A 25,739-nucleotide genomic window follows, 5' to 3' on the forward strand; every position below is an offset into this window, starting at 1 on the left:
CCGGCGGCCTCACAGCTCCACGGCGCGGGGCCGGTGCGTCTCCAGCCACGGCACCGCGTACGCCACGGCGTCGGCCAGCGGGAACAGGCGCGCGTCGGCCCCGCCGACCCTTCCGCGCAGGACCGGGCGGTCCCGTTCGAAGTCGTGCCCCAGCTCGTCGAAACGCTCCGAGGTGATCGACACCTCGGTGACCACCTCCCACCCCTCGGGCCCCGGCCGTCCCACGCGCACCAGCGGGGAGGGGATCCGGTACTCGGCCAGGTGGAAGGCGGTGCAGGTGTCGTAACCGGCGCCGAGCAGCAGTACGCGCGCGTGCAGCGCCTCCAGCCGGGCCAGCGGGCTGCGCTCGCCGAGCCGGCAGTCCGTCGCGTGCCCGTCGGTGATCTCCCGCGCGCGGGTGCCGAGGGCGGCGAACGAGGTCTGGGGGTGGGCGCTGCGGGTGGCGCCGGGCCAGGTCCGCACGGTCTCCGGGACGACGCCCACGCCGCGTGAGGGCGTGATCCTGGGGTCGTAGCCGGGCATGGCCGCCCGGACGGTCTCCCACCACTCCTCGGGCACCGGCGGGTTCTGCCAGACGGCCGGGTCGGAGAGGTCGCCGGTCTGGGTCGGGACCACCAGGGTGCCGTCCGGGCCGAGGGCGTCCAGCAGGCCTTGAACCACCGCCACGGGGCCTCCGCAGACCCATCCGAGGGCGCGCAGCGAGGAGTGCACGAGGAGGGTGTCACCCTTCCGGACGCCGAGCTCGCACAGGTGGGCCGCGAGGGTGCCGCGGGTGACAAGAGGGCCGGTCGGAGGGGGTGTCGCCATGGTCCCGGAGTGTCCCCGACCAGGTCGCCGGACGCCACCGGTTTGATCGATCAAAGATCGTTTCTGCAGGTCACATTAGGTTTACCTAAGTGACGTAGGGCACCGTCATCGCGGACGGGGGCCGCTTGCCTGGGTTCGAGGAATTACGCAACAATGGCGTTGTGAAAAACGTCGGCGAGGCTCGGGAGACCCCCACGGGGTCCCCTCAGGAGGAACTCGCGACCGGGGAGCGCTCGACGCGCAACCGGGTCGCGCGATCCATCCTGGACCACGGGCCGTCGACCGTCGCCGAGCTGGCCGGCCGGCTGGGCCTCACCCAGGCCGCCGTGCGCAGGCATCTCGACGCGCTGGTCGCCGACGACGTCGTGGAGGCCCGGGAACAGCGGGTCTACGGCACGCGCACGCGCGGGCGCCCCGCCAAGGTCTTCGCGCTCACCGACTGCGGCCGCGACGCCTTCGACCAGTCCTACGACAAGCTCGCGGTGGACGCCCTGAAGTGGATCGCCGAGCGCGAGGGCGGAAGCGAGGCGGTCGCCGCCTTCGCCCGCGCCCGCACCGAGGCCCAGGCGCGCGCCTACCGCGAGGCCGTCGAGGCGGCCGCACCCGACGAGCGCACCGAGGCCCTCGCCAAGGCCCTCAGCGCCGACGGGTACGCTGCGGCGGCGCGCAGTGCGCCCCACCCGCAGCAGGGCGAGCAGCTCTGCCAGCACCACTGCCCGGTCGCCCATGTCGCGGAGCAGTTCCCGCAGCTGTGCGAGGCGGAGACGGAGATCTTCGCCGAGCTGCTCGGGACGCACGTCCAGCGACTGGCGACCATCGCGCACGGCGACGGCGTCTGCACGACGTTCATCCCCAGGATTTCCCACACCACTCACCACGCATCTGCAAGCACGGCCGGGAGGAACCCCGCATGACTCTCCCCACGGAGACTGCCCACCCTGAGCTCGAGGGCCTGGGCACGTACGAATACGGCTGGGCCGACTCCGACGAGGCCGGTGCCGCAGCGAAGCGCGGCCTGAACGAGGACGTCGTCCGCGACATCTCCGGCAAGAAGTCGGAGCCGGAGTGGATGACGAAGCTGCGCCTCAAGGGTCTGAAGCTCTTCGAGAAGAAGCCCATGCCGAACTGGGGCTCGGACCTGTCGGGCATCGACTTCGACAACATCAAGTACTTCGTGCGCTCCACGGAGAAGCAGGCGGCGTCCTGGGAGGAGCTCCCCGAGGACATCAAGAACACCTACGACAAGCTGGGCATCCCGGAGGCCGAGAAGCAGCGCCTCGTCGCCGGTGTCGCCGCCCAGTACGAGTCGGAGGTCGTCTACCACCAGATCCGCGAGGACCTGGAGGAGCAGGGCGTCATCTTCCTCGACACCGACACCGCCCTGAAGGAGCACCCGGAGCTCTTCAAGGAGTACTTCGGCACCGTCATCCCGGCCGGTGACAACAAGTTCGCCGCGCTGAACACCGCCGTGTGGTCGGGCGGCTCCTTCATCTACGTGCCGAAGGGCGTGCACGTCGAGATCCCGCTCCAGGCCTACTTCCGGATCAACACCGAGAACATGGGCCAGTTCGAGCGGACCCTGATCATCGTCGACGAGGGTGCCTACGTGCACTACGTCGAGGGCTGCACCGCCCCGATCTACAAGTCGGACTCGCTGCACTCCGCGGTCGTCGAGATCATCGTCAAGAAGAACGCCCGCTGCCGCTACACGACCATCCAGAACTGGTCGAACAACGTCTACAACCTGGTCACCAAGCGCGCCGTCGCCTACGAGGGCGCCACCATGGAGTGGATCGACGGCAACATCGGCTCCAAGGTGACCATGAAGTACCCGGCCGTCTACCTGATGGGCGAGCACGCCAAGGGCGAGACCCTGTCCATCGCCTTCGCGGGCGCGGGCCAGCACCAGGACGCCGGCGCCAAGATGGTCCACATGGCCCCGAACACGTCCTCCAACATCGTCTCCAAGTCGGTGGCGCGCGGCGGCGGCCGTACCTCCTACCGCGGTCTCATCGAGATCGGCGAGGGCGCCCCGGGTGCGAAGTCCAACGTGCTCTGTGACGCTCTGCTCGTCGACACGATCTCGCGGTCGGACACCTACCCGTACGTCGACGTCCGCGAGGACGACGTCTCCATGGGCCACGAGGCGACCGTCTCCAAGGTCTCCGAGGACCAGCTCTTCTACCTGATGAGCCGCGGTCTGAGCGAGGACGAGGCGATGGCCATGATCGTGCGCGGCTTCGTCGAGCCGATCGCCAAGGAGCTGCCGATGGAGTACGCCCTCGAGCTCAACCGGCTGATCGAGCTGCAGATGGAAGGCGCGGTCGGCTAGCACCCGCCCTCCGCTCCGGCAGCAGGCGGCCCGCCCCAGCGGCGGGCCGAAGATCGTAAACGTAGGAAGAGAGCAGACCGACAGCCATGGCTGAGGCCCAGAACATCCCGGTGGGCAGCACCACCGCCGGCTCGATCGCGGTGGCCGCGGAGTCGACCGTCGTCTCGCGCATGAGCGCGCCCCCGTCCTTCGACGTGGCGGACTTCCCCGTCCCGCACGGCCGCGAGGAGGAGTGGCGGTTCACCCCGCTGGAGCGCCTGCGCGGCCTGCACGACGGCACCGCCGTCGCGACCGGCGAAGGCGTGAAGGTCACCGTGACGGCGCCCGACGGCGTCGTCGTCGAGACCGTCGGCCGTGACGACGCCCGCCTCGGGAAGGCCGGCACCCCGGTGGACCGCGTCGCCGCCCAGGCGTACTCCGCCTTCGAGCAGGCCGGCGTGGTCACCGTCCCCAAGGAGACGGTCCTCACCGAGCCCATCCGCATCGCCGTGCACGGCGAGGGCGGGGTCCGCTACGGCCACCAGATCATCGAACTGGGCGCGTTCGCCGAGGCCGTCGTCGTCATCGACCACACCGGTGACGCCGTGCTCGCCGCCAACGTCGACTACGTCCTCGGTGACGGCGCCAAGCTGACCGTCGTCTCCGTCCAGGACTGGGACGACAAGGCCGTGCACGTCGCCCAGCACAACGCCCTCGTGGGCCGCGACGCCTCCTTCAAGTCGGTCGTCGTCACCTTCGGCGGCGACGTCGTCCGGCTGAACCCGCGCGTCGAGTACGCCGGCCCCGGCGGCGAGGCCGAGCTGTTCGGCCTGTACTTCACCGACGCCGGGCAGCACCAGGAGCACCGCCTCCTGGTCACCCACAACACCCCGCACTGCAAGTCCAACGTCGTCTACAAGGGCGCGCTGCAGGGCGAGGACGCGCACGCCGTCTGGATCGGCGACGTCCTCATCGAGGCCAAGGCCGAGGGCACCGACACCTACGAGATGAACCGCAACCTGGTTCTGACCGACGGCGCCCGTGTCGACTCCGTGCCGAACCTGGAGATCGAGACCGGTGAGATCGTCGGTGCCGGCCACGCCTCCGCGACCGGCCGCTTCGACGACGAGCAGCTGTTCTACCTGATGGCCCGCGGTATCCCGGAGCACGAGGCCCGCCGCCTCGTCGTCCGCGGCTTCTTCGCCGAGCTCGTCCAGCAGATCGGCGTCGACGACATCGAGGAGCGCCTGCTCGCCAAGATCGAGACGGAGCTGGAGGCGTCGGTCGGATGACTGACACACCGGCGTTCGTACGCGTCTGCGCCCTGAGCGAGCTGGAGGAGGACACCCCCAAGCGGGTGGAACTCGACGGCACGCCGGTCTCGGTCGTCCGTACCGAGGGAGAGGTGTTCGCCATCCACGACATCTGCTCCCACGCGAACGTCTCGCTCTCCGAGGGCGAGGTGGAGGACTGTCAGATCGAGTGCTGGCTGCACGGCTCCGCGTTCGACCTCCGCACCGGCAAGCCGTCCGGCCTTCCCGCGACGCGCCCTGTCCCCGTATACCCCGTAAAGATCGAAGGGGACGACGTGCTCGTCTCCCTCACCCAGGAGTCCTGAGGCACCCATGGCTACGCTTGAAATCCGAGACCTGCACGTCACCGTCGAGGTCGAGAACGGCACGAAGGAAATCCTCAAGGGTGTCGACCTCACCGTGAAGCAGGGCGAGACGCACGCCATCATGGGCCCCAACGGCTCGGGCAAGTCGACGCTCGCCTACTCCCTCGCGGGTCACCCGAAGTACACCATCACGTCCGGCTCCGTCACCCTCGACGGCGAGGACGTCCTGGAGATGTCCGTCGACGAGCGGGCCCGCGCCGGCCTGTTCCTCGCCATGCAGTACCCGGTCGAGGTCCCCGGCGTCTCCGTCTCCAACTTCCTGCGCACCTCCGCCACGGCGGTGCGCGGCGAGGCCCCCAAGCTGCGCACCTGGGTGAAGGAGGTCAAGGAGGCCATGGAGCGCCTCAACATGGACCCCGCCTTCGCCGAGCGCAACGTCAACGAGGGCTTCTCCGGCGGTGAGAAGAAGCGCCACGAGATCCTTCAGCTCGAGCTGCTCAAGCCGAAGGTCGCCATCCTCGACGAGACCGACTCCGGCCTGGACGTCGACGCCCTGCGCGTCGTCTCCGAGGGCGTCAACCGCGTCCGTGAGACCGGTGAGGTCGGCACCCTCCTCATCACCCACTACACGCGCATCCTGCGCTACATCAAGCCCGACCACGTGCACGTGTTCGCGAACGGCCGGATCGCCGAGTCCGGCGGCGCCGAGCTCGCGGACCAGCTGGAGGCCGAGGGCTACGACAAGTACGTGAAGGGTGGCGCATCCGCGTGACACAGCTGCCGGGCCTCCTCGACACCGAGGCGCTGCGCAAGGACTTCCCGATCCTGGACCGCGTCCTGCACGACGGCAGGAAGCTCGTGTACCTGGACAACGCGGCGACCTCGCAGACGCCGCGCCAGGTCCTCGATGTGCTCTCCGAGTACTACGAGCAGCACAACGCCAACGTCCACCGTGGAGTGCACGTCCTCGCCGAGGAGGCCACGGCACTGTACGAGGGCGCGCGGGACAAGGTCGCGGAGTTCATCAACGCGCCCTCGCGCGACGAGGTGATCTTCACCAAGAACGCCTCCGAATCGCTCAACCTCGTGGCGAACATGCTCGGCTGGGCCGACGAGCCCTACCGCGTGGACGCCGACACCGAGATCGTCATCACGGAGATGGAGCACCACTCCAACATCGTCCCGTGGCAGCTGCTCGCGCAGCGCACGGGCGCGAAGCTGAAGTGGTTCGGCCTCACCGACGACGGCCGTCTCGACCTGTCCAACATCGACCAGGTGATCACGGAGAAGACGAAGATCGTCTCCTTCGTGCTGGTGTCGAACATCCTCGGCACCCACAACCCGGTCGAGGCCATCGTGCGCCGCGCGCAGGAGGTCGGTGCCCTCGTCTGCATCGACGCCTCGCAGGCAGCGCCGCACATGCCGCTGGACGTGCAGTCCCTCCAGGCCGACTTCGTGGCCTTCACCGGCCACAAGATGTGCGGCCCGACCGGCATCGGCGTCCTGTGGGGCCGCCAGGAGCTGCTGGAGGACCTGCCCCCGTTCCTCGGCGGCGGCGAGATGATCGAGACCGTGTCGATGCACTCGTCGACGTACGCTCCCGCCCCGCACAAGTTCGAGGCCGGCACCCCGCCGATCTCGCAGGCCATCGGTCTGGGCGCGGCGATCGACTATCTCAACTCGATCGGCATGGACAAGATCCTCGCCCATGAGCAGGCCCTCACCGAGTACGCGGTGAAGCGCCTGCTGGAGGTCCCCGACCTGCGGATCATCGGCCCCACCACGGCCGAGGACCGCGGCGCCGCGATCTCCTTCACCCTGGGCGACATCCACCCGCACGACGTGGGCCAGGTCCTCGACGAGCAGGGCATCGCGGTCCGGGTCGGACACCACTGCGCCCGCCCCGTCTGCCTGCGCTACGGAATTCCTGCGACCACGCGAGCGTCGTTCTATCTGTACTCCACGCCGGCCGAGATCGACGCTCTGGTGGACGGCCTGGAGCACGTACGGAACTTCTTCGGCTGACGGGACGGGACGAGCGATCGCATGAAGCTGGACTCGATGTACCAGGAAGTCATCCTGGACCACTACAAGAACCCGCACGGGCGTGGTCTCAGGGATGGCGACGCCGAGGTGCACCATGTGAACCCGACGTGCGGCGACGAGATCACCCTGCGTGTGAAGTACGACGGCACGACGATCCAGGACGTCTCGTACGAGGGCCAGGGCTGCTCGATCAGCCAGGCGAGCGCGTCCGTACTGAACGAGCTCCTCGTCGGCAAGGACCTCTCCGACGCGCGGACGATCCAGGAGACCTTCCTGGAGCTGATGCAGTCCAAGGGGAAGATCGAACCCGACGACGCCATGGAGGAGGTCCTGGAGGACGCGGTCGCGTTCGCCGGGGTCTCCAAGTACCCGGCCCGGGTCAAGTGCGCCCTCCTCAGCTGGATGGCGTGGAAGGACGCGACGGCCCAGGTGCTGGGCGGAGCCGACGCCGAAAGGAAGACGGCATGAGCGAGACCGTTGAGATGAAGCCGGCCTCGGAGGAAGAGGTCCGCGAGGCGCTGTACGACGTCGTCGACCCCGAACTGGGCATCGACGTCGTCAACCTCGGCCTGATCTACGGCATCCACATCGACGACGCGAACAACGCGACGCTCGACATGACCCTGACCTCGGCGGCCTGCCCGCTGACCGATGTCATCGAGGACCAGGCCAAGTCCGCCACGGACGGCCTCGTCAACGATCTGCGCATCAACTGGGTGTGGATGCCGCCGTGGGGGCCGGACAAGATCACGGACGATGGGCGTGAGCAGCTGCGTGCGCTCGGGTTCAACGTCTGAGGCTGCTTGCTTCGTGTCTTGTGGCCCCTGGCTTTCCGAGCCGGGGGCCACAGGTATGTCCGGGGGCTCATGGGGCGGGTGAGTCGACCAGCCGGAACGCCGAGTCCGCCAGGAACAGTCCCTCCCGCTGGTAGGGGTCCAGCCGCAGCCGGAAGTCCCGGTGCCGCAGGCAGCGGCCGGGGTGGTTCACGGACTCCAGCATGACCGCGCCGGAGTACGGCGAGCGGCGCGGGCAGAAGGTGGCGTCCTGACGGAACAGGGCGGAGCCGTCGTGGTGGTCCGCGCGCAGCAGGAAGTCACGGTGCCGGAGATAGCGGCCGTCGGCGGTGGCGAAGGAGTGGCAGGACGCGTCGGCCAGCCCCGCGACGAGCCGGAAGACGGCGTCGCCGCGCTGCCCCGAGCCGACGGGGTCGAGGCGCACCGATCCGCCGCTCACACGCCACTGCCGGTCGGGGTGGTTGACGGCGCGGACGGAGCGCCAGGCGCCCTGGGTCGGGGGCCGGGAGGCGGTCTCCTCCGAGGCCGAAGGGGACGCCGTGGGCGACCTGGTGGCCTCGTTCCGCGTGGGCGTCGGCGTCTTCTCCTGCCCCGCGGCCATGCCGCTGTCCCCTTCGGGAGGGGTCTGCGAGGGCGTGGCGAACGAGATCAGACCGGGGAGGCTCACGTCGACGCGCGGGGGAGTGGCCGCCGTCGGCGCCCCGTCGCTGTCCTTCCCCGACACGGTCAGCGCCGTGGCACACGCGACGACCGTCGCCACGGCCAGCCCGCCGGCCAGCCACAGACGGCGCGTCCCCGGCGCCCGGGACGTGTCCGGCGCCCATCCGTCCTCCCAGACCGGCCGGTCCTGGGGTGACCTGGATGCGTTGTCGGGCATGGGTGTTCCTCCAGCGGCGTCCAACGGCGACGGCGGCGGCTGTGTGGATCAGGTAGGTGAACGGTGGAACACTAGTGGATACGGCGGCTCAAGTCCCTTGGATGGCATGCACGTTGCGTATACGGACGGCCGAAAGGTGATCGACGGCCCGGTACCGGCCCGTCCGCCGTCCTCCGCACGGCAAGATGGCGGGAGATCATCCGCCGTGACGACAGGAGTGCCCCGCCCATGTTCCAGCGCGTCCCCCGTGCCCTGCGACGGCTGACGGCGGTCGTGGTCCTGTGCGGCACGCTCGGGGCGGCCGTGACCGGCTGCACCGGTTCCGGTGGCTCCGGTGACGAGCCGGACACGCCCCGGGTGGTGCGGGCACCCGAGCCGGGGCTCGCCTTCGACTACCAGATCGGCGGTCCCTACCGGCCCCCGGCCGGGGTGCGCGCGGTGTCCCGTGACCGTACGTCGGAACCGGCGAAGGGCGTCTACAACATCTGCTACGTCAACGCCTTCCAGGCCCAGCCGGAGACCGACGACTGGTGGCACGAGCACCACCCGGACCTGGTGCTGCGCGACGCCGACGGCGACCCGGTCGTCGACCGTGACTGGGACGAACTCGTCCTGGACATCTCCACGCCGGGCAAGCGCGGGCGGCTCGCGCGGATCGTGGGCGAGTGGATCGACGGCTGCGCGAAGTCCGGCTTCGACGCCGTGGAGGCGGACAACCTCGACTCGCACGAACGCTCCGAGGGGCTGCTGACCGCCGCCGACAACGTGGCCTTCGGCAAGCTGATCGCCGCCCGGGCGCACGCCGCCGGCCTCGCGATCGGCCAGAAGAACGCCGCCGAACTGGCCGACCGGGGCCGCCGTATCGGCTTCGACTTCGCGGTGGCCGAGGAGTGCGGGCAGTACGACGAGTGCGACGTGTACGCGGACGCCTACGACGACCGGGTCTTCGACATCGAGTACCGGACGGACGGCTTCGACGCGGCCTGCGAGGACTGGGGCGACCGGGTGTCCGTGGTGCTGCGGGACCTGGACGTGGTGGCGCGGGGGGAGTCGGGCTACCGGCGCCGTGCCTGCTGAGCCGCTGTACCGGTGCCGGCTGATGTGTACGCTCGTACACATGGGATACCTGCTGCTCGCCGGAGCCATCGCGGCCGAGGTGGCCGCCACCACCGCCATGAAGTACAGCGAAGGCTTCAGCAGGCTGCTGCCCTCCGTGCTGACCGCCCTCGGCTACCTGATCTCCTTCACGCTGCTCGCGCAGACTCTGAAGACCGTCTCCGTCGGCACGGCCTACGCGATCTGGGCCGGCGTCGGCACGGCCACCATCGCCACCATCGGGGTGCTGTTCCTGGGGGAGGGGATGACCGCCGTCAAGGCCGCCGGCATCGCGCTGATCATCCTCGGCGTGGTCGTGCTCAACCTGGGCGGTGCGCACTGATGGCCCGGCGCTACGACCCCGAACGACGGCAGCGGATCATCGACGCGGCGATCCGGGTGGTCGGCGCGCAGGGCATCGGCGGGCTGAGTCATCGCACGGTCGCCGCGGAGGCGGACGTACCGCTCGGCTCCACGACGTACCACTTCAAGACCCTCGACGACCTGCTCGTGGCCGCGTTGCGCCAGGCCAACGAGGGGTTCGCCAAGGTGATCGCCTCGCGCGGCGGCCTGGAGGACCCGGGGACCGACCTGGCCGCCGAGCTCGCCGGCTGGATGGGCGAGTGGCTGGCGGGGGACCGCACCGGCGTGGAGCTGGAGTACGAGCTGTACCTCGCCGCGCTGCGCCGGCCCGCCCTGCGCCCGGTCGCCGCCGAGTGGGCGGGCGCCCTGGCCGCCCTGCTGTCCCGCCACACGGACCCGGTCACGGCACGGGCGCTGGTGGCGCTGATGGACGGCATCTGCCTGCAGGTACTGCTCACGGAGGTGCCCTACGACGAGGAGTACGCGCGCGAGGTACTGGGCCGGGTGCTGCGCTGAACGAGACCGCTCAGGCGCGGCCGTCCGGCCCGTACGCTGAGACGCCGCGGAGGCCGGTTGGCCCGGGCGGCCCCGCGCCGGTTAGGTTTCCCTCATGACCGACACGACTGCTCCTCGCACCACCGGCGCCGTGGCCGCCGGCCTCGCCACGATCGCCGCCGACGGCACCGTTCTGGACACCTGGTTCCCCGCGCCCGAGCTCGTCGCCGAGCCCGGCCCCTCCGGCAGCGAGCGGCTGTCCGCCGAGAAGGCCGTGGAACTGCTCGGTGAGGGCGCCGCCAAGGCGATCGGCCCGGACGCCCGGCGCGGTGTCGAGGTCGTCGCGGTCCGCACGGTCATCGCCTCGCTCGACGAGAAGCCCATCGACGCGCACGACGTCTACCTTCGCCTGCACCTGCTCTCCCACCGCCTGGTCAAGCCGCACGGCCTGAGCCTGGACGGACAGTTCGGCTTCCTCGCCAACGTGGCGTGGACGTCCCTCGGCCCGGTCGCCGTGGACGACGTCGAGAAGGTCCGCCTGAACGCCCGCGCCGAGGGCCTGCACCTCCAGGTGACCTCGATCGACAAGTTCCCGCGGATGACGGACTACGTGGCCCCCAAGGGCGTGCGGATCGCCGACGCCGACCGGGTGCGCCTGGGCGCGCACCTCGCCGAGGGCACGACGGTCATGCACGAGGGCTTCGTCAACTTCAACGCCGGCACGCTCGGCACGTCGATGGTCGAGGGCCGCATCTCCGCGGGCGTCGTCGTGGGCGACGGCTCGGACATCGGCGGCGGCGCCTCCACGATGGGCACCCTGTCCGGCGGCGGCAACGTCATCATCTCCATCGGCGAGCGCTGCCTGATCGGCGCCGAGGCGGGCGTGGGCATCGCGCTGGGCGACGAGTGCGTGGTCGAGGCCGGCCTGTACGTCACGGCGGGCACCCGCGTGACGATGCCCGACGGCCAGATCGTCAAGGCCCGGGAACTCTCCGGCGCCTCCAACATCCTCTTCCGCCGCAACTCGGTCACGGGCACGGTCGAGGCCCGCCCGAACAACGCGGTGTGGGGCGGCCTGAACGAGGTCCTGCACAGCCACAACTGACCACCGGCGGCGGTGACTTGAGGCCGCCGAACCGACCGACGCCCTGCCCTGCGGCGTGCCGCCGGGGTGGGTCGTGGCCGGCCCCGCGGTGTCCGTGCTCGTCGGGACGGTGGCCGGTCTCCACCCCGCGCTGCGGGCGGCCCGGATGTCACCCACCGGGGCGCTCCGCTCGGCCTGAGACCCCTCTTGTCACCCCTCTGACGTGCACGAACGAGGTACTTCGCGTGACCTTCGGCCGGGGCAGGCAGATGAACGGGTGGACACAGGGTCCGATCAGACGCCGAACCGATGAGATGAGGGCCGAGGGTTTGAGGACGGCACGGAGGAGGACGGGGCGCGGGCTGCCGCGTCTCGGGGCAGGACTGCTGGCCGCGGGGGCCATGTGCGGGCTGGCCGCGGGGAACGCCCACGCCGACGAGAGCAACCGCGGGGCGCACAACGGGCCCCGGATCGGGCTGGTCAACACCGGGCAGATCGACGACCCCATGGAGGATGTGCTGGAGCACTTCCTGCTCGTGGGCGACGGCTACACCTGGAGCTGAGCCGGGCCGAGCCGGGCTGAGGGAGGGGGAGGGCTTCGGCCCTCCCCCTTTTTTCGCCTGGGGTGGCATAGCGGCGGCGGTCCGCGCGCGTCACAGGGAGCAGGAGGGGCGGACGTCCGGTCCGTCCGGGGGAAGAGAAGGTGACGATGGATGCCGAAGCTGAGGACGGCTTCCGGGAGTTCGTGGCGAGCAGGTCGTCCGCGCTGCTGAAGACCGCGGTGCTGCTGAGCGGCGGCGACCGGCACGCCGCCGAGGACCTCCTGCAGAACGCCCTGATCAAGGCCGCCGGCCGCTGGCAGCGCATCGACGAACCCGAGGCGTACGTACGGCAGATCCTGTACCGGCAGCAGATCAGCCGCTGGCGGCTGAAGTGGCGCCGGCGCGAACTCACCGTCGCCGAGCCCCCGGAGCACGGGAGCGGTCCGGACGACACCTCCGCCGCCGCCGAACTGCGGCTGCTGATGCGCGGCGCGCTCGCCCGGCTCACCCCGCGCCAGCGCACCGTCCTGGTGCTGCGCTACTTCGAGGACCTGCCCGAGGCCGACGTGGCCCGCATCCTCGGCTGCTCGGTCGGCACCGTACGGTCCACAACCCACCGCTCGCTCGCCCGGCTGCGTGCCCTCGCCCCCGAGCTGCGCGCCCTCGGCTCCGAGGCGCCCGGCACGCCCGGCGCCCGGCCGGCGCCGTCCCGCGACTTCTCCCCGATGGAGGTGCGTTAAGTGAACGTCGAGGACCTGGTACGCCACTCCCTGCGCGAGCAGGCCGGCGAACAGCCGCCCGCCGACGCGGGCTTCGCCGACCGGGTGCTCACGGCCCGCCGGCGCCGCCGCACCCGCCGGACCGCCTCCGTCGCGGCGGCCACCGCGGCCGTGGTCGGCATCGCGGTCGCCGTGCCCCTGCTCGGCGGCGGAGAGCCGGACACCCGCCCCGCCGTCGGCCTGCGGCAGGACGGCGTCCAGGCCCACCCGGACCAGTCGCCGCCCCGCGAGGCGATCGGCGCCGGCGAGACGGTGCTCGCCGCCCACTACACCACCGAGCTGCGCACCGAGTCCGCGAAGCGGGGCACCATGGAGCGCACGTACTGGCTGCTCGACACGAAGACCGGCACCTACAAGAAGGACACCCGCTGGTCGTACGTCGCCGTCGCGCCCGGACTGAAGACGGCCGCCGTGCTGGAACGGGGGCTGCCCGCCCAGCGGATCGGCCTGCTCGACCTGGCGTCGGGCCGCGTCGAGCGCTGGATCCCGGTCCAGCACGGCGTCGGCGGCCTCGCGTTCAGCCACGACGGGAGCAGGCTCGTGGCGACGACGTACAAGGAGGACCCCGACCTGCGGACCAAGGAGAAGATGAACGGTCCCGACGGGCCGGTGTGGGAGTGGACCTCCGCGTACGGCCGGTCGAGCCGGTCCGGCTTCTACGTCCTCGACGTGGCGCAGGGCACGGGCTCCTGGAGCGCCGTCTCACCCGAGCGCACCATCAACGCCCGCCAGGACTTCTCGTTCAGCCGGGCCGGCGATCGCGTGTACGCGCAGTACATCGGCGGCCGTGACGGACTCCAGCAGTTCTACTCCCTCGACGGCGCCAAGACCGCCGCCCCGGCCGGGGAGCAGCATCTGCGCTCGGACGTCCCCGCGCGGCTGTCCCCGGACGGCCGGCTCGCCGCGCTCGGGCTCTCCAGGGAGGTCGACGGCTCCCCGGGCCGGAGTTACTCCTCGATCCTCGACTCCCGCACCGGCAAGGAGGTCACCAAGGTGCGCGGCGCCCAACTGCTCGCCTGGGCCGACGACAAGCGGCTCATCGCCTGGGAGCGGGTGACCGGGCTGGACGAGCCGTACCGGCCCCGGCTGGTCCTGGTCACCCTCGGCAGCGACAAGGTCGTCCCCCTCAGCGGCGTCCGTGAACCCGACAAGGACATGCAACAGCAGGGCTGGGAACCGGTGTTCGTCCGCCGGTGAGCTACTACCGGGTCAGCTCCTCGTACGCCGCCAGCAGTCCGTCGGTCGCCTCCCGGCCGGCGGGCCGCAGCGGGGCGCGGACCGGGCCGCCGGGCAGACCGAGGGCGCCGAGCAGCGCCTTGGCGGTGACGGCTCCGGGCAGTCCGGCGCTCATCATCAGCTCGATGAGGGGGATGGCGCGTTGCTGGAGGCGGGCGGACACGGGGGTGTCGCCCGCCTCGAACGCGTCCAGCACCGACCGCAGATGACGCGGAATCACATTGGCGACCGTACTGACATAGCCGGTGCCGCCCACGGCACGCAGGGCGAGGATGTGCTCGTCGCAACCGGCGTAGTACGCCAACCCCGTGCGGCCGATGACCTTCTGGGCGCCCAGGAAGTCGTACGAGCAGTCCTTCACCGCCACGATCCTCGGGTGCCCGGCGAGCCGCAGCATCGTCTCCGGTTCGATGCGGGTGCCGGTGCGGCCGGGGATGTCGTAGAGGACGAGCGGCAGTCCCGCCGCGTCGGCGACCTCCCGGAAGTGCGCCTCCACGGCGTCCTGCGGGGGCCGGCTGTAGTAGGGGGCGACCACCAGCAGACCGTCGGCGCCCGCCTTCTCGGCGGCCAGGGCCAGTTCGACCGTGTGGCGGGTGTCGGCGGTGCCGACGCCGGCGACGATCGAGGCACGGTCGCCCACGGCCTGCCGTACCGCCCGGATCAGGTCCGCCTTCTCGGTGTCGGAGGTGGTCGGGGACTCGCCGGTCGTCCCGGACAGCACCAGCCCGTCGCAGCCCTCGTCCACCAGCCGCCCGGCGAGCCGCTGGGCGCCGTCGAGGTCGAGCGCGCCCTCCACCGTGAACGGGGTGACCATGGCGCACAGGGCGCGGCCGAAGGGCGCGGCGGCGGAGGTGTCGGCAGTCGTCATGGAAGTAGTCTCGGCAGGCGCAATCGTGTAGCTCCACTTAATTTATCTACGAGGTATTGGTAAGCGGTGCTGATGGGTTGTCGAGGGGCCCGTCCAACTGGCCGGCAGTCGGCCGCACTTGACCTCGACCGAGCTTGAGGTCGAAAGGTGGTGTCCGCGGGTGACCGCCCGCGTTCACGACCACCCGGAGGCCGTCATGACCCGCCGTACCGAGAACCAGCCCGACCCCGCCCGTCCCGACCTCGGCGCCGCCCTCTTCAGTACCTGGCGGGTGGGGACACCGCTGCGGCAGAGGGAGGCCGTCGAGGCGATCGCCGGGGCGTGGGAGCGGCGGCCCTGGCCTGCCGGAGGCCTGCTCGGATACCACGTCTACACCGGGCACGACGGCTCCACCCTGCTGCACTACTCGCAGTGGCGGAGCCCGCAGGACTACGACGCCTTCGTCAAGGCGCACCGCCAGGAGCGGGTCGACGAGATCGACACCGCCGTCCCCGGGATCGAGCGCCTCGGGCTCGGGCACTTCCGGCACCACCGCAGCCTGGCCCGGCCGGACGACACCCGGGTGCCCGGCTGTGTCGTGATCGTCGACATCGAGTTCGAGGGGCCTGACCCGGACCGCCGGCGGGCCTGGGTGGACGCCGTCACCGAGGCGCTGGAGGCCGAGCCGCGCCCGCACCCCGGGGGGATCTCCGCCCACTTCCACCTCTCCACCGACGGCACCCGGGTCCTCAACTACGCCGAGTGGGAGACCGCACAGGCCCATGTCGACGCGCTGGCCGCACCCGGTGACGGGATCGGCTCGGCGACCGAGCTGTGGCGGCGTGTGCAGACCTGGCCGGGGCTCAAGGGCAGCACCGTCAGCCGGTACGACCACGCGCTCGGGCTCATCCCCGGCTGAGCCCGCCGAGGGGCCGACTCACCGAAAACTCAAATCGCCTGGACAAAAAAAGTTTTCGGTGAGACGGTGGACGCATGCTGGACGTCACCGTGATCGAGGACCCCGAGGCCGCAGCCGTCTGTCTGGACCCCATCCGGGCCGGTCTGCTCGCCGAGCTGGCGGCCGGGCCCGCGTCGGCCGCGATGCTGGCCGGAAAGGTCGACCTGCCCCGCCAGAAGGTGAACTACCACCTGAAGGCCCTGGAGCGGCACGGCCTGGTCGAGCTGGCCGGGGAGCGCCGCAAGGGCAATGTCACCGAGCGGCTGATGCGCGCGACCGCCGCGTCGTACGTGATCTCCCCGCTCGCGCTGGCGTCCGTGCAGCCCGACCCGGACCGCTTCCGCGACCAGCTCTCCGCCCGCTGGCTGCTGGCGCTCGGCGCCCGGCTCGTCCGGGACGTCGGCTCGCTCGTCACCGGGGCCGCCAAGGCCCGCAAGCGGCTGGCCACCTACGCGCTGGACGGCGAGGTCCGCTTCGCCTCGGCGGCCGACCGGGCGGCGTTCGTCGAGGAGCTGACCGCCGGAGTGAGCGCGCTGATCCGGAAGTACGACGCGCCCGGCGCCGAGAGCGGCCGCGATCACCGGATCGTCGTGGCCCTGCATCCCACGCTCAAGCCCACCGGGGCCGACGGGCCCGCGCCCGTGTCCGGCCCGGAACCGACCCCGTAGTACCCAGGAGACCGTCATGCCGAAGGAATTCGAGATCGCCCGCGAGTTCGAGGTCGACGCCACGCCCGAGGACGTGTGGGAGGCCGTGACCGCCGGCACCGGCGGCTGGCTCTGGCCGATGGAGCCGCCCGAGCCCCGTACGGGCGGCAAGGGGCCGTTCGGCTCCGAGGTGACCGTCTGGGACCCGCCGCACCGCTACACCAACCGTGTCGAGGACGTCGAGGGGATCTCCGAGCAGACCCTCAACCAGCTCGACTACACCGTCGAGCCGCGCGACGAGGGCCGCCGCGCCTGGGTGCGCTATGTGCACAGCGGGATCTTCGTCGACGACTGGGACAACCAGTACGACGGCGCGAGCCGCCACACCGACTTCTATCTGCACACCCTGCGCCAGTACCTCACGGTCTTCCGGGGCCGGCCGATCACCGCCTTCGCCACGTTCGACGGGCCCGAGGCGGCCAAGGCGCCGGACGCCCTCGTCACCGTGGGCCGCGCGCTGGGCCTCGCCGACGACACGGCCGAGGGCGCGCGGGTGCGGGTCACCGGTCCCGGCGGGCAGGTGATCGACGCCGTCGTCGACCACCGCGACCCGTACTTCCTGGGGCTGCGCACGGACGACGCGCTGCTGCGCTTCTTCGGCCGCAACCACTGGGGCCATGTCGTCGGCATGTCCGTGCACGACTTCGCGCCGAGCGCCGACGCCGCCGCGGACGAGGAGACGTGGAAGGGCTGGCTGAACGGCGCGTTCAGCCAGCCCTGAACCCGACTGGACTACCGGATCACGGACGGAACCGCAGCACCTGCGGGTCGTGGTCGCTGATCTGGTCGTTGAACTCGGCGTTGATGTGCACGCTGTCGTACTCGAAGTCGCAGCCGCGCCGGATCGACGGGCTGACCAGGATCTGGTCCAGCGTCTGGGCGTTGCCCTGGTAGACGTACGAGTAACGCTCGCTCCTCGGCAGCGACTTGATCGCCGACCAGAGCACACCGTCGTCCTCGAGGATCTTCGCGGTGTCGGAGAACTCGAAGTCGTTGATGTCGCCCAGGGCGATGACGTCCGCGTTCTTCTGCGTCTTCAGGACGTCCTCGACGAAGCCGTGGACCGCAGCCGCCTGCGCATGGCGCTGGACCTCGGAGCTCCGGGACGGCGGCTGGTACTGCGAGGTCAGACCCTGGTCGCCGCCCTTGGAGTTGAGGTGGTTGGCGATCACGAAGACGGTCTTGCCCCGGAAGACGAACTCGCCGGCCAGCGGCTTGCGGCTGTTGGCGAAGGCGGCGTTCGCCGGGTCGATCCGGCCGGGGGAGACCGTCAGGGCGGCCTTGCCGCGCACCTTGGTGACGCCGACCGGCGTGGTCGCGTCGCCGCCCGCGCGGTCGGTGAAGGAGACCCGCTCGGGGTTGAACAGGAACGCCTGGCGGATGTTGCCGCCCGGCTCGCCGCCGTCGGCGCCGTCCACCGGGTCGATCGAGCGCCAGTCGTAGCGGGGGCCGCCCGCGGCGACGATCGCGTCCGCCAGCTTCGCCAGCGTCTGACCGGCGGAGACCGTCCCGTCGTTCGTCGCGCCGTTGTCGTCCTGGATCTCCTCCAGCGACACGATGTCGGGCGAGCGCAGGTTGTTCACGATCGCGGAGGCGTGCGCGGCGAACGTGGCGTCGGACGGGTCGAGGTTCTCCACGTTGTACGTGGCGACCGCGAGCTCGGTGCGGGCCTGCCGGTGCGTGGTCTCCTTGGCCAGACCGGCGCTCTTGAGCGTGCCGATCTCGTTGGCGACCAGCGTGTAGCCGCCGTACTGGTTGTAGTCCAGGGGGCCGGACGTCGTGCCCTCGAGGACGTCGCCGACGTTCGCGACGGGGAAGTCGGCGGGCTTGCCCAGGGACTGGATCTGCAGCCGGCCCGTGTTCTGCGCGTCGTAGGAGCCGTAGACGGTGGCGCCGCGGCGGGAGGCGTTCTCGCTCGGCTTCACCGTCACCCACAGCTCGGTGTACGGGTCGGTGGCGCCGACCACGCGGGTGTCGGCGACCTGGACGTTCTCGCCCTCCAGGGACTCGTAGAAGTCCAGGGCGTACTCGGCGGGCCGCAGGGTGAGGCCGTTGACGGAGCCGCCCGCGGCGCTGTCGCCGGCCGGGCTGTAGGCGGCCGGCACCGACTTCGCGTCGACGACCCGGGCGGCCGGGACCGCGTTGCCGCTGGAGACGACGGTCACCGTGGGACGGGTGATCTCGGTGACCGACTGGTTGCCGGAGGAGGCGCCGCCGGGCACGAACTCGGTGACCGTGCCCGCCACCAGGACCGAGTCGCCGACGGCGACCTTCGGGGTGGAACTGGTGAAGACGAACACGCCCTCACTGGTGGCCGGGTCGGCGTCGGGATTCGGGTCCTGCATCCAGAAGCCTCTGGAGGAGCCGTAGCCGCGCACACCGGTGACGATTCCGGCCACATCGGTGACCTGCCGGCCGGCGTACGGGGATATGCGCGTGGTGCCCTGGATGTCGTGGATGGCGACGGTGTCCGCGTGGGCGGGAGCGGTGAGGGCGACGGTGGACGCCGCGGAACAGACGGCGGCGACGGTGAGCGCGGCGAGACGCGCGGACTTCTTGCTCGGCAAGGGATCCCTCCGGGGACATGCGTGGGCGCCGGGACGAGGGTGGTGCGGGCAACGCTGGAGGCGCGACCGGCGGTGCGGCGACGCGCGTAGAAATCCAGTGAACAGATGTCCGCCAAATTTCTACGCGCGTAATCTCGTTGCTGGTCATGTCACTTGTCAAGGTTTCGGCCATGTACGCCCTCCTGCGGGGAGATGAACCGGGCGGCATGGGTGGATATCCGTCTAGGCTGAGCGGCTGAACCGTGACGGGTACGGCCGCGCAAGTCCTAGGAGAACCAGCCGATGTCAGACAGCTCCCCCCTGCCGCCGGTACGGCTGCACCCCGAAGCGGAGCTGGCGCGGGACGCGCTGTCCACGCCGTTGCTCTCCCGTGCCGCACGGCTGGCCCGCTGGGCCGGCCCGGACACCCGGGTCGACGCGGGCGGCGGCCTCGTCGACGAGCAACTGCCCGCCGCCGCCGAGGTGCTCGGGCTCAGCGGCGACGACGCCGCCGCGCACACGAGCGAGGCCTGGCGGGTGGCCGTCGACACCGGACTGGTCGAGGTCGTCGACGAGGAGGCCGGCACGGTCACCGCCGGCGCCGACCTGGACCTGCTGACCCGGGGCACCCCGCAGGACGTCCTCGCGGTGTGGCTCGCCGCGCTGGAGACGGCGCTCGCCGACGCCAGCGTGCCCGATCTCGATGATCTGGTCGACGCCATGGAGGCCGGGGGAGAGGTCGACCTGTCCTCCCTCGACTGGGATCCGGAGGGCGAGGCCGAGTTCCTCGACGGCGTCCTCGGCAACCTGTACCTGCTCACCGTCGGCGAGGACGGCCCCCAGGGCGGCCCGGTGCCGCTGCCGGCCCTCGCCGCTTCCGTGATCGTGCCCAGCGACATGAGCGAACCCACCAACGACGTGCTGGAGCAGGTGTCCGACGCGATGATGCGGCTGGACGACCAGTTCCGGCTGCTGGAGCCTGCCGGTCTCGTCGCGTACCAGCCGGTCGACGAGGCGCTGCTCGCGGACGCCGACGGCGCCGAGGAGCCCGCGGCCGGCGTCGACGACACCGACGTCTCGCGCTACGGCATGGTCCGGCTCACCCCGCTCGGGCTGTACGGGCTGCGGGCCCGCTTCCTGGAGGCCGGCTTCGACGCGCCCGCCGTCGGCGACCTCGCGGACAAGGGCGCCGAGACGCTCCTCGACGGCACCGCGGGCTATCCGCAGAGCGCCGCGCAGGCCGAGACCGAGCAGTGGCTGGCCCGCCGCGAACCGCTCCCCGCCGCCCGGGAGCTGCTGTCCGCCGCCAAGGGCCTGGACGAGGGGGCGTCGCTGCGCCGGCTGCGCTGCCAGCAGGCGCTGTCGCTCGTGGGCGCCGAGGCGGAGCCCGCGCTACGGGAGGTCCTCGACGACGCCGAACTGGGCGGGCTGGCCCGGGTCTGGCTGTCCGAGGCGGGCTTCACCGACGTCCCGCCGCCCACTCAGGAACTGGTGTTCTGGCTGACCATCGACACCCTCGCGGCACAGCTGGCGGCCGAGGGGAACTCCGAGGAGCTGCGGGCGCTGGTGGAGGGCCTGGCCGCCCAGCACAGCGGTTTCTTCGACAAGGTGTGGCGGGTCGGGCACCCGGCCACGGCGGACGTCCTGGAGGCGATGGGCCGGCTGCACCCGGACAAGAAGGTGGCCAAGGAGGCCCGTAAGGCGGCGTTCAAGGCGCGGTCGCAGCAGGGGAGTTGACCACCCTTTTTTTGAAGATGATGGCGCCGTGATTAATTCGCTCGCTCTCTCCCGCGGCCACTCCCTACAGTGATGAACGTCCAGGTGCGAAGGCAGGACCTACTTCCACTGATAATGGGGCGGTCGCGGGTTCGAGTCCCGCCGCCGGCACTACGCGCCGGTGTAGCTCAGGGGTGAGAGCACCTTGTCGGTTCCGCCGACTTCGATCTCTGGACACCACAACTTCACGCACCTCCCGGTGCGCCGGCCGCGGTTACTTCTCTTCCAAAGAATCCCGACCGCGGCCAACTAGGGCCTTTTGTTTGGATCAGTCCGGCTGTGGCCGACAGGACATGGTGATGTGCCCGAGCGGGGTCTGGTGCGTGCAGCTGCAAGGCGGAGGAGCGAGTCGACGCGGAGCGTCGGCGAGTGACGACAACGCCGCAGATGCGCGTGCCAGGCGCCGCGACGCCGGGATGATCCAAACGAAAGGCCCTGGATCTCGGGAGGCGCAGCTCATGGTGGGTGCCCGGTGCGCAGGCGGCGGATACTTCGGGGAACTGGTGGGGGAAATCCCCCGTGCGGGTTCGAATCCCGTCATCGGCTCAGGGCCGGTGTGGCGGAACGGAAGACGCGCCAGTTGATAAGGACCGCAGCCGATTCATTCCTCGGGCACCCTCCTTCTGCCGCGCCTTTCTTCACGAAGGCAGCAGCAAAAAGAGGGGGAATTCCATCATGGCGCGATTCAACACGCGGGCCGCCAAGGCGCAGCCCACCTCGCGGGTGACGTCGACCGGCCGTGTCCTGCGCACCTTTGAGGGCGGCCGGGGACGCGAGCGGGACGCGCGCTCCGAGCTGTTCCTGCTCGCGGTCGCCAACTTCGTCTCGCAGAAGACCTTCTACGAGAGCGGTGCCGACCGCGACGACCGGTTCGCCGCGCTCGTGCGCGAACTCGCCGTCAGCGACCCGGAGTGGACGGCCGGCCTGCTCGGCTGGCTGCGCACCGAGGGCAACCTCCGTACGGCCGCCCTCGTGGGCGCGGCCGAGTATGTGAAGGCCCGCCTGGACGCGGGCGCCTGCGACGGCCCCGCCAACCGGCGGGTCGTCGACTCGGTGCTGCGCCGCCCCGACGAACCCGGCGAGCTGCTCGCCTACTGGACCGCGACCTACGGCCGCAATGTGCCCAAGCCCGTCAAGCGCGGCATCGCCGACGCCGTACGCCGTCTCTACAGCGGCAAGTCGCTGCTGAAGTACGACACCGCGTCCAAGGGCTACCGCTTCGGCGACATCCTCAACCTGACGCACGCGGCGCCCGACCCGGCGAAGCCGTGGCAGGGCGAGCTGTTCCGGTACGCGCTCGACCGCCGGCACCACCCGGAGACGGCCGTGCCGCCCGTGTCGGACGCCGTGCTCACCGCGCACCGCGAGCTGATGGCGGTGCCGGTCGGACAGCGGCGCGCGCTCGTCACGTCCGAGGGCGGCGCCGAGCGGCTGGCGGCGGCCGGGATGACCTGGGAGGCGCTCGCGGGCTGGCTCCAGGGCCCCATGGACAAGGCGGCCTGGGAGGCCGTCATCCCGTCCATGGGTGTGATGGCGCTCGTACGGAACCTGCGCAACTTCGACGAGGCCGGCGTCAGCGACGAGGTGGCGGCCCGGGTCGCCGCCCGGATCAGCGACCCGGCGGAGGTCGCGCGGTCGCGGCAGTTCCCCTTCCGGTACCTCGCCGCGTACCGGCACGCGCCCTCGCTGCGCTGGGCGTACCCGCTGGAGCAGGCGCTCGGCCACTCGCTGGCCAATGTGCCCGCCCTGCCGGGCCGGACGCTGATCCTCGTCGACCGCTCGGGCTCGATGTTCTGGTCGCGGCTGTCGGACCGCTCCGAGCTGAACCGCGCCGACGCGGCGGCGATCTTCGGCACCGCGCTGGCGCTGCGCGCCCGCAAGGCCGACCTGGTGGAGTTCGGCTCCACCAGCGCCGCCGTGCCGTTCCGCGCGGGCGAGTCGGTGCTGAAGATCCTCGGCCGCTTCGGCGACCTGGGCGGCACCGACACCGCCGGGGCCGTCCGCGCGCACTACCGCAGGCACGACCGGGTGCTGATCGTCACCGACGAGCAGTACGCCCCCAGCCACCACGGCGACCCGACCGAGCAGGTCCCGGCCGATGTGCCGGTCTACACCTGGAACCTCGCCGGCTACCGCGCGGGCCACGGCCCGTCGGGCACGGGGAACCGGCACACGTTCGGCGGACTGTCGGACGCCGCGTTCCGGATGGTGCCGCTGCTGGAGAGCGCCCGGGACGCGGACTGGCCCTGGGCGGCCTAGGGACTGATACGGCCCGTACTCCTCAGAGGGTGCGGGCCGTACCCTTGTCCGTTCGTAGGACTGACATCTAACATTTCAGTTCATGGGGGCCATACGACCCGTCGGCCGGACCCTGCTGCGCGACCGGGCGTACGAGGCGATCCGGGACGCCATCGTGGCCGGGGAGATCGAGCCCGGCGCGGTGGTGCGCGACGCCGACCTCGCCGAGCGGCTCGGGCTGTCCCGGGCGCCGGTGCGCGAGGCGTTCTCGCGGCTCGTGGACGAGGGGCTGCTGGAGAGCAAGCCGCAGAGCTACACCAGGGTCACACCCCTCGTGGCCGCCGACGTCCGGGACGCGGCCGCCGTCGTCGGCGCCATGCACGAACTGGTCACCAGGGTCGCCGTGCCCCGGCTGACCGGCGCGGACGTGGACGCCATGCGGGCCGCCAACGCGCGGTTCGCCGCCGCCGTCGCGGACGGCGAGGTGGACCTCGCCCTGCGGGCCGACGACGCCCTGCACGACGTCCTGGTCCGGGTGAGCGGCAACCGCGCGGCGGCGGCCACGGTCGCCCGCTACACCCCGCTGATCCGGCGCCTGGAGCGGCGGCGGTTCGGGGAGGGCGGCACCTGCCGCTCGGCCGGGCTGCACGAACGGCTGATCGAGGCGTGCGCCGCCGGGGACGTGGACGCCGCCGTCCGCGTCACCGCGGAGATCTGGCGCACGCTCGCGGACCTGGCCGACGACCTGGCCGACGACGTGGCCGACTCGGAGACACCGGGCGGACCGGGCTCCGGCTGACACCGAGGACGACCCACCCCCTTCCCTGGAGGCGCCCCATGTCCCCGTCCCTCTCCTCCTACGCCCGCTACCCCCTCCTCTTGGGCCCGTCCCCCGTGCACCCGCTGGAACGGCTGACCGCCCACCTCGGCGGCGCCTCGCTGTGGGCCAAGCGCGAGGACTGCAACTCCGGGATCGCCTACGGCGGCAACAAGACCCGCAAGCTGGAGTACCTGGTCGCCGACGCCCTCGCCCAGGGCTGCGACACCCTGGTCTCCATCGGCGGGGTGCAGTCCAACCACACCCGGCAGGTCGCGGCCGTCGCCGCCCGCGCCGGGCTCAAGTGCGTGCTGGTGCAGGAGAGCTGGGTGGACTGGCCCGACGCCGTCTACGACAAGGTCGGCAATATCCTGCTCAGCCGCCTCGCCGGAGCCGATGTCCGGCTGGTGCGCGCCGGGTTCGGCATCGGCTTCAAGGAGAGCTGGGAGCAGGCCCTGCGCGAGGTGGAGGAGTCCGGCGGCAAGCCGTACGCCATCCCGGCCGGCGCCTCCGACCATCCGCTGGGCGGGCTGGGCTTCGCCGGATGGGCGTACGAAGTCGCCGAGCAGGAGCGGGAGTCGGGGGTTTTCTTCGACACGGTCGTCGTCTGCTCGGTGACCGGCTCCACGCAGGCCGGGATGGTCGCCGGGTTCGCGGCGCTGGAGGAGGCCGGGGGACGTCCGCGCCGGGTCGTCGGCGTCGACGCCTCCGCGAAGCCGGCCGAGACGCGGGCGCAGATCGCCCGGATCGCGGACCGTACCGGGCGGCTCATCGGCGTGGAACGGGAGCTGACCGAGGCGGACGTCGAACTCGACGAGCGCTACCACGCGGGCACCTACGGCATACCGGACGACACCACCCTGGACGCCATGCGGCTGGCCGCGCGCACCGAGGGCATGGTCACCGACCCGGTCTACGAGGGGAAGTCGATGGCGGGCATGATCGACCTCGTCCGGCGCGGGGAGATCGGCCCGGACTCCACGGTGCTGTACGCCCACCTGGGAGGGCAGCCGGCGTTGAACGCGTACAGCGCGTTGTTCTGAGACGGGGCTCGGCCGACGGTGGGGGCGCTCTCCGGACGAGGGAGCGCCCCCACCGTCGTACCTCCCGCTACAGCGCCTGGGCTGCGGGCTTCACCATGCCGCGGACCGTGCGGGACTTCACGAAGTCGCCGACGGCCGTCATCTCCCACTCGCCGGAGAACTGGCGGATGAGCTTGGCCATGATCACGCCGGTCTGCGGCTCGGCCGCGGTGAGGTCGAAGCGGACCAGCTCCTCGCCGGTCATGGCGTCCATCAGCCGGCAGTACGCCTTGGCGACCTCGGTGAACTTCTGGCCGGAGAACGAGTTGACCGTGAAGACCAGGCCGGTGACGTCCATGGGGAGGCGCCCCAGGTCGACGGTGATGACCTCGTCGTCCCCGGCGCCCTCACCCGTGAGGTTGTCGCCGGAGTGGCGGATCGCGCCGTTCACGATCTGCAGCTTGCCGAAGTAGCAGCTGTCGATGTGGTTGCGCTGCGGGCCGTAGGCGATGACGGAGGCGTCGAGGTCGATGTCCTTGCCGCGGTACGCCGGCTCCCAGCCGAGGCCCATCTTGACCTGCGAGAGGAGGGGCTGGCCGCCCTTCATCAGGGAGACGGTCTGGTTCTTCTGGAGGCTGACGCGGCCCTTGTCGAGGTTGATCTTCCCGGCGCCGGGCGCGGGCGGGGCGGGCGGCGCCGGAGGGGCCGGGGGAGCGGCCGGGGTGACGGGGGCGGCCGCCACGGGCGGGGCCGGCGGGGCGGTGGGCTGGGGCGGGGCGAC

27 protein-coding genes are annotated in these 25,739 nt (G+C 71.3%); 22 read left to right on the forward strand and 5 right to left on the reverse strand.

Going from position 1 to position 25,739, the window contains the following annotated elements; all coding sequences use genetic code 11:
• Positions 1–9: 9 nt before the first annotated feature.
• Positions 10–807 carry an aminoglycoside N(3)-acetyltransferase gene (locus KBY32_RS32395; protein ID WP_210982590.1) on the reverse strand — a complete coding sequence of 266 codons (798 nt, stop codon included), beginning with the start codon at positions 805–807 and terminating at the stop codon, positions 10–12.
• A 161-nt stretch (positions 808–968) separates the two neighbouring features.
• On the opposite strand from KBY32_RS32395, the gene KBY32_RS32400 reads away from it, so the two are divergent.
• The 8 genes from KBY32_RS32400 to KBY32_RS32435 all read left to right on the forward strand — a co-directional run bounded on the left by KBY32_RS32400 (position 969) and on the right by KBY32_RS32435 (position 7,579).
• Positions 969–1,721 (forward strand): metalloregulator ArsR/SmtB family transcription factor, encoded by a 753-nt coding sequence (locus tag KBY32_RS32400; RefSeq protein ID WP_210982591.1) that lies wholly within the window; start codon positions 969–971, stop codon positions 1,719–1,721.
• Entirely contained in the window at positions 1,718–3,139 is a 1,422-nt protein-coding gene (sufB, locus tag KBY32_RS32405; RefSeq protein WP_055621449.1) for a Fe-S cluster assembly protein SufB, read from the forward strand. Before KBY32_RS32400 ends, sufB begins: the two co-directional genes overlap by 4 nt.
• Positions 3,140–3,225: 86 nt before the next feature.
• Positions 3,226–4,410 carry a Fe-S cluster assembly protein SufD gene (sufD, locus tag KBY32_RS32410; RefSeq protein ID WP_115506122.1) on the forward strand — a complete coding sequence of 395 codons (1,185 nt, stop codon included), beginning with the start codon at positions 3,226–3,228 and terminating at the stop codon, positions 4,408–4,410.
• The gene (locus KBY32_RS32415; protein ID WP_055621447.1) at positions 4,407–4,736 is read left to right on the forward strand and encodes a non-heme iron oxygenase ferredoxin subunit; all 330 of its coding nucleotides are present in this window, start codon (positions 4,407–4,409) and stop codon (positions 4,734–4,736) included. The genes sufD and KBY32_RS32415 overlap by 4 nt, the downstream gene beginning before the upstream one ends.
• Before the next feature lie 7 nt (positions 4,737–4,743).
• The gene (gene sufC, locus KBY32_RS32420; protein WP_055621446.1) at positions 4,744–5,508 is read left to right on the forward strand and encodes a Fe-S cluster assembly ATPase SufC; all 765 of its coding nucleotides are present in this window, start codon (positions 4,744–4,746) and stop codon (positions 5,506–5,508) included.
• A complete protein-coding gene (locus KBY32_RS32425; protein ID WP_055621445.1) occupies positions 5,505–6,761 on the forward strand; it encodes a cysteine desulfurase in 1,257 nt (418 codons plus the stop codon). The genes sufC and KBY32_RS32425 overlap by 4 nt, the downstream gene beginning before the upstream one ends.
• Positions 6,762–6,782: 21 nt before the next feature.
• Complete coding sequence (gene sufU, locus KBY32_RS32430; RefSeq protein ID WP_055621444.1) at positions 6,783–7,250, forward strand: Fe-S cluster assembly sulfur transfer protein SufU; 468 nt, start codon at positions 6,783–6,785, stop codon at positions 7,248–7,250.
• Complete coding sequence (locus KBY32_RS32435; RefSeq protein ID WP_055621443.1) at positions 7,247–7,579, forward strand: metal-sulfur cluster assembly factor; 333 nt, start codon at positions 7,247–7,249, stop codon at positions 7,577–7,579. The genes sufU and KBY32_RS32435 overlap by 4 nt, the downstream gene beginning before the upstream one ends.
• Positions 7,580–7,646: 67 nt before the next feature.
• Here the strand turns inward: KBY32_RS32435 and KBY32_RS32440 are convergent, their stop codons facing one another.
• Positions 7,647–8,453, reverse strand: coding sequence for an AbfB domain-containing protein (locus KBY32_RS32440; RefSeq protein ID WP_210982592.1), 807 nt, complete (start codon positions 8,451–8,453; stop codon positions 7,647–7,649).
• A gap of 228 nt (positions 8,454–8,681) precedes the next feature.
• Here KBY32_RS32440 and KBY32_RS32445 point away from each other — a divergent pair, with 228 nt between their 5' ends.
• The 7 genes from KBY32_RS32445 (at position 8,682) to KBY32_RS32475 (ending at position 14,008) form a co-directional block, all read left to right on the forward strand.
• On the forward strand, positions 8,682–9,530 hold the full coding sequence (locus KBY32_RS32445; protein ID WP_210982593.1) for an endo alpha-1,4 polygalactosaminidase: 849 nt from the start codon (positions 8,682–8,684) through the stop codon (positions 9,528–9,530).
• A 40-nt stretch (positions 9,531–9,570) separates the two neighbouring features.
• Positions 9,571–9,891 carry a multidrug efflux SMR transporter gene (locus KBY32_RS32450; protein WP_055621440.1) on the forward strand — a complete coding sequence of 107 codons (321 nt, stop codon included), beginning with the start codon at positions 9,571–9,573 and terminating at the stop codon, positions 9,889–9,891.
• Positions 9,891–10,427: a TetR/AcrR family transcriptional regulator gene (locus tag KBY32_RS32455; protein WP_115506126.1), complete on the forward strand. Its 537-nt coding sequence runs from the start codon at positions 9,891–9,893 to the stop codon at positions 10,425–10,427. The genes KBY32_RS32450 and KBY32_RS32455 overlap by 1 nt, the downstream gene beginning before the upstream one ends.
• A gap of 94 nt (positions 10,428–10,521) precedes the next feature.
• Positions 10,522–11,511, forward strand: a complete 990-nt coding sequence (dapD, locus tag KBY32_RS32460; protein WP_055621438.1) for a 2,3,4,5-tetrahydropyridine-2,6-dicarboxylate N-succinyltransferase — start codon at positions 10,522–10,524, stop codon at positions 11,509–11,511.
• A gap of 293 nt (positions 11,512–11,804) precedes the next feature.
• A complete protein-coding gene (locus KBY32_RS32465; RefSeq protein WP_055621627.1) occupies positions 11,805–12,053 on the forward strand; it encodes a hypothetical protein in 249 nt (82 codons plus the stop codon).
• Positions 12,054–12,199: 146 nt separating this feature from the next.
• Positions 12,200–12,772 (forward strand): SigE family RNA polymerase sigma factor, encoded by a 573-nt coding sequence (locus tag KBY32_RS32470; RefSeq protein ID WP_115506489.1) that lies wholly within the window; start codon positions 12,200–12,202, stop codon positions 12,770–12,772.
• Positions 12,773–14,008 (forward strand): WD40 repeat domain-containing protein, encoded by a 1,236-nt coding sequence (locus KBY32_RS32475; RefSeq protein WP_210982594.1) that lies wholly within the window; start codon positions 12,773–12,775, stop codon positions 14,006–14,008.
• Positions 14,009–14,012: 4 nt separating this feature from the next.
• On the opposite strand, the gene dapA is transcribed toward KBY32_RS32475, so the two are convergent.
• Positions 14,013–14,915 carry a 4-hydroxy-tetrahydrodipicolinate synthase gene (dapA, locus tag KBY32_RS32480; RefSeq protein WP_210982595.1) on the reverse strand — a complete coding sequence of 301 codons (903 nt, stop codon included), beginning with the start codon at positions 14,913–14,915 and terminating at the stop codon, positions 14,013–14,015.
• Positions 14,916–15,111: 196 nt separating this feature from the next.
• On the opposite strand from dapA, the gene KBY32_RS32485 reads away from it, so the two are divergent.
• From KBY32_RS32485 to KBY32_RS32495, 3 genes are all read left to right on the forward strand, one after another.
• A complete protein-coding gene (locus KBY32_RS32485; RefSeq protein WP_210982605.1) occupies positions 15,112–15,813 on the forward strand; it encodes an antibiotic biosynthesis monooxygenase family protein in 702 nt (233 codons plus the stop codon).
• A 74-nt stretch (positions 15,814–15,887) separates the two neighbouring features.
• The gene (locus tag KBY32_RS32490; protein ID WP_115506130.1) at positions 15,888–16,520 is read left to right on the forward strand and encodes a helix-turn-helix domain-containing protein; all 633 of its coding nucleotides are present in this window, start codon (positions 15,888–15,890) and stop codon (positions 16,518–16,520) included.
• A gap of 16 nt (positions 16,521–16,536) precedes the next feature.
• Complete coding sequence (locus KBY32_RS32495; protein ID WP_210982596.1) at positions 16,537–17,280, forward strand: SRPBCC domain-containing protein; 744 nt, start codon at positions 16,537–16,539, stop codon at positions 17,278–17,280.
• Positions 17,281–17,299: 19 nt separating this feature from the next.
• Here KBY32_RS32495 and KBY32_RS32500 read toward each other — a convergent pair whose 3' ends face one another.
• Positions 17,300–19,126, reverse strand: a complete 1,827-nt coding sequence (locus tag KBY32_RS32500; protein WP_210982597.1) for an endonuclease/exonuclease/phosphatase family protein — start codon at positions 19,124–19,126, stop codon at positions 17,300–17,302.
• A 282-nt stretch (positions 19,127–19,408) separates the two neighbouring features.
• Between KBY32_RS32500 and KBY32_RS32505 the strand changes: the two genes are divergently transcribed.
• The 4 genes from KBY32_RS32505 to KBY32_RS32520 all read left to right on the forward strand — a co-directional run bounded on the left by KBY32_RS32505 (position 19,409) and on the right by KBY32_RS32520 (position 24,979).
• Positions 19,409–20,842: a hypothetical protein gene (locus tag KBY32_RS32505; protein ID WP_210982598.1), complete on the forward strand. Its 1,434-nt coding sequence runs from the start codon at positions 19,409–19,411 to the stop codon at positions 20,840–20,842.
• A 714-nt stretch (positions 20,843–21,556) separates the two neighbouring features.
• Positions 21,557–23,140: a TROVE domain-containing protein gene (locus KBY32_RS32510; RefSeq protein ID WP_210982599.1), complete on the forward strand. Its 1,584-nt coding sequence runs from the start codon at positions 21,557–21,559 to the stop codon at positions 23,138–23,140.
• A gap of 82 nt (positions 23,141–23,222) precedes the next feature.
• Positions 23,223–23,918 carry a GntR family transcriptional regulator gene (locus KBY32_RS32515; RefSeq protein WP_210982600.1) on the forward strand — a complete coding sequence of 232 codons (696 nt, stop codon included), beginning with the start codon at positions 23,223–23,225 and terminating at the stop codon, positions 23,916–23,918.
• A gap of 38 nt (positions 23,919–23,956) precedes the next feature.
• On the forward strand, positions 23,957–24,979 hold the full coding sequence (locus tag KBY32_RS32520) for a 1-aminocyclopropane-1-carboxylate deaminase (protein WP_210982601.1): 1,023 nt from the start codon (positions 23,957–23,959) through the stop codon (positions 24,977–24,979).
• A 67-nt stretch (positions 24,980–25,046) separates the two neighbouring features.
• Here KBY32_RS32520 and KBY32_RS32525 read toward each other — a convergent pair.
• The coding region (locus KBY32_RS32525) for a TerD family protein (protein WP_210982602.1) at positions 25,047–25,739 on the reverse strand (693 nt) is incomplete at its 5' end.

Origin of the sequence: Streptomyces sp. RK62 (assembly GCF_018070255.1) — a bacterium.
Taxonomy (GTDB): Bacteria; Actinomycetota; Actinomycetes; order Streptomycetales; family Streptomycetaceae; genus Streptomyces; species Streptomyces nigra.

Coding starts and splice junctions, on each gene's coding strand:
- KBY32_RS32395 (WP_210982590.1), bottom strand. CDS start 807: ATGGCGACACCCCCTCCGACCGGCCCTCTTGTCACCCGCGGCACCCTC.
- sufB (WP_055621449.1), top strand. CDS start 1,718: ATGACTCTCCCCACGGAGACTGCCCACCCTGAGCTCGAGGGCCTGGGC.
- sufD (WP_115506122.1), top strand. CDS start 3,226: ATGGCTGAGGCCCAGAACATCCCGGTGGGCAGCACCACCGCCGGCTCG.
- KBY32_RS32415 (WP_055621447.1), top strand. CDS start 4,407: ATGACTGACACACCGGCGTTCGTACGCGTCTGCGCCCTGAGCGAGCTG.
- sufC (WP_055621446.1), top strand. CDS start 4,744: ATGGCTACGCTTGAAATCCGAGACCTGCACGTCACCGTCGAGGTCGAG.
- sufU (WP_055621444.1), top strand. CDS start 6,783: ATGAAGCTGGACTCGATGTACCAGGAAGTCATCCTGGACCACTACAAG.
- KBY32_RS32435 (WP_055621443.1), top strand. CDS start 7,247: ATGAGCGAGACCGTTGAGATGAAGCCGGCCTCGGAGGAAGAGGTCCGC.
- KBY32_RS32440 (WP_210982592.1), bottom strand. CDS start 8,453: ATGCCCGACAACGCATCCAGGTCACCCCAGGACCGGCCGGTCTGGGAG.
- KBY32_RS32445 (WP_210982593.1), top strand. CDS start 8,682: ATGTTCCAGCGCGTCCCCCGTGCCCTGCGACGGCTGACGGCGGTCGTG.
- KBY32_RS32450 (WP_055621440.1), top strand. CDS start 9,571: ATGGGATACCTGCTGCTCGCCGGAGCCATCGCGGCCGAGGTGGCCGCC.
- KBY32_RS32455 (WP_115506126.1), top strand. CDS start 9,891: ATGGCCCGGCGCTACGACCCCGAACGACGGCAGCGGATCATCGACGCG.
- dapD (WP_055621438.1), top strand. CDS start 10,522: ATGACCGACACGACTGCTCCTCGCACCACCGGCGCCGTGGCCGCCGGC.
- KBY32_RS32465 (WP_055621627.1), top strand. CDS start 11,805: ATGAGGGCCGAGGGTTTGAGGACGGCACGGAGGAGGACGGGGCGCGGG.
- KBY32_RS32470 (WP_115506489.1), top strand. CDS start 12,200: ATGGATGCCGAAGCTGAGGACGGCTTCCGGGAGTTCGTGGCGAGCAGG.
- dapA (WP_210982595.1), bottom strand. CDS start 14,915: ATGACGACTGCCGACACCTCCGCCGCCGCGCCCTTCGGCCGCGCCCTG.
- KBY32_RS32485 (WP_210982605.1), top strand. CDS start 15,112: ATGACCCGCCGTACCGAGAACCAGCCCGACCCCGCCCGTCCCGACCTC.
- KBY32_RS32490 (WP_115506130.1), top strand. CDS start 15,888: ATGCTGGACGTCACCGTGATCGAGGACCCCGAGGCCGCAGCCGTCTGT.
- KBY32_RS32495 (WP_210982596.1), top strand. CDS start 16,537: ATGCCGAAGGAATTCGAGATCGCCCGCGAGTTCGAGGTCGACGCCACG.
- KBY32_RS32505 (WP_210982598.1), top strand. CDS start 19,409: ATGTCAGACAGCTCCCCCCTGCCGCCGGTACGGCTGCACCCCGAAGCG.
- KBY32_RS32510 (WP_210982599.1), top strand. CDS start 21,557: ATGGCGCGATTCAACACGCGGGCCGCCAAGGCGCAGCCCACCTCGCGG.
- KBY32_RS32515 (WP_210982600.1), top strand. CDS start 23,223: ATGGGGGCCATACGACCCGTCGGCCGGACCCTGCTGCGCGACCGGGCG.
- KBY32_RS32520 (WP_210982601.1), top strand. CDS start 23,957: ATGTCCCCGTCCCTCTCCTCCTACGCCCGCTACCCCCTCCTCTTGGGC.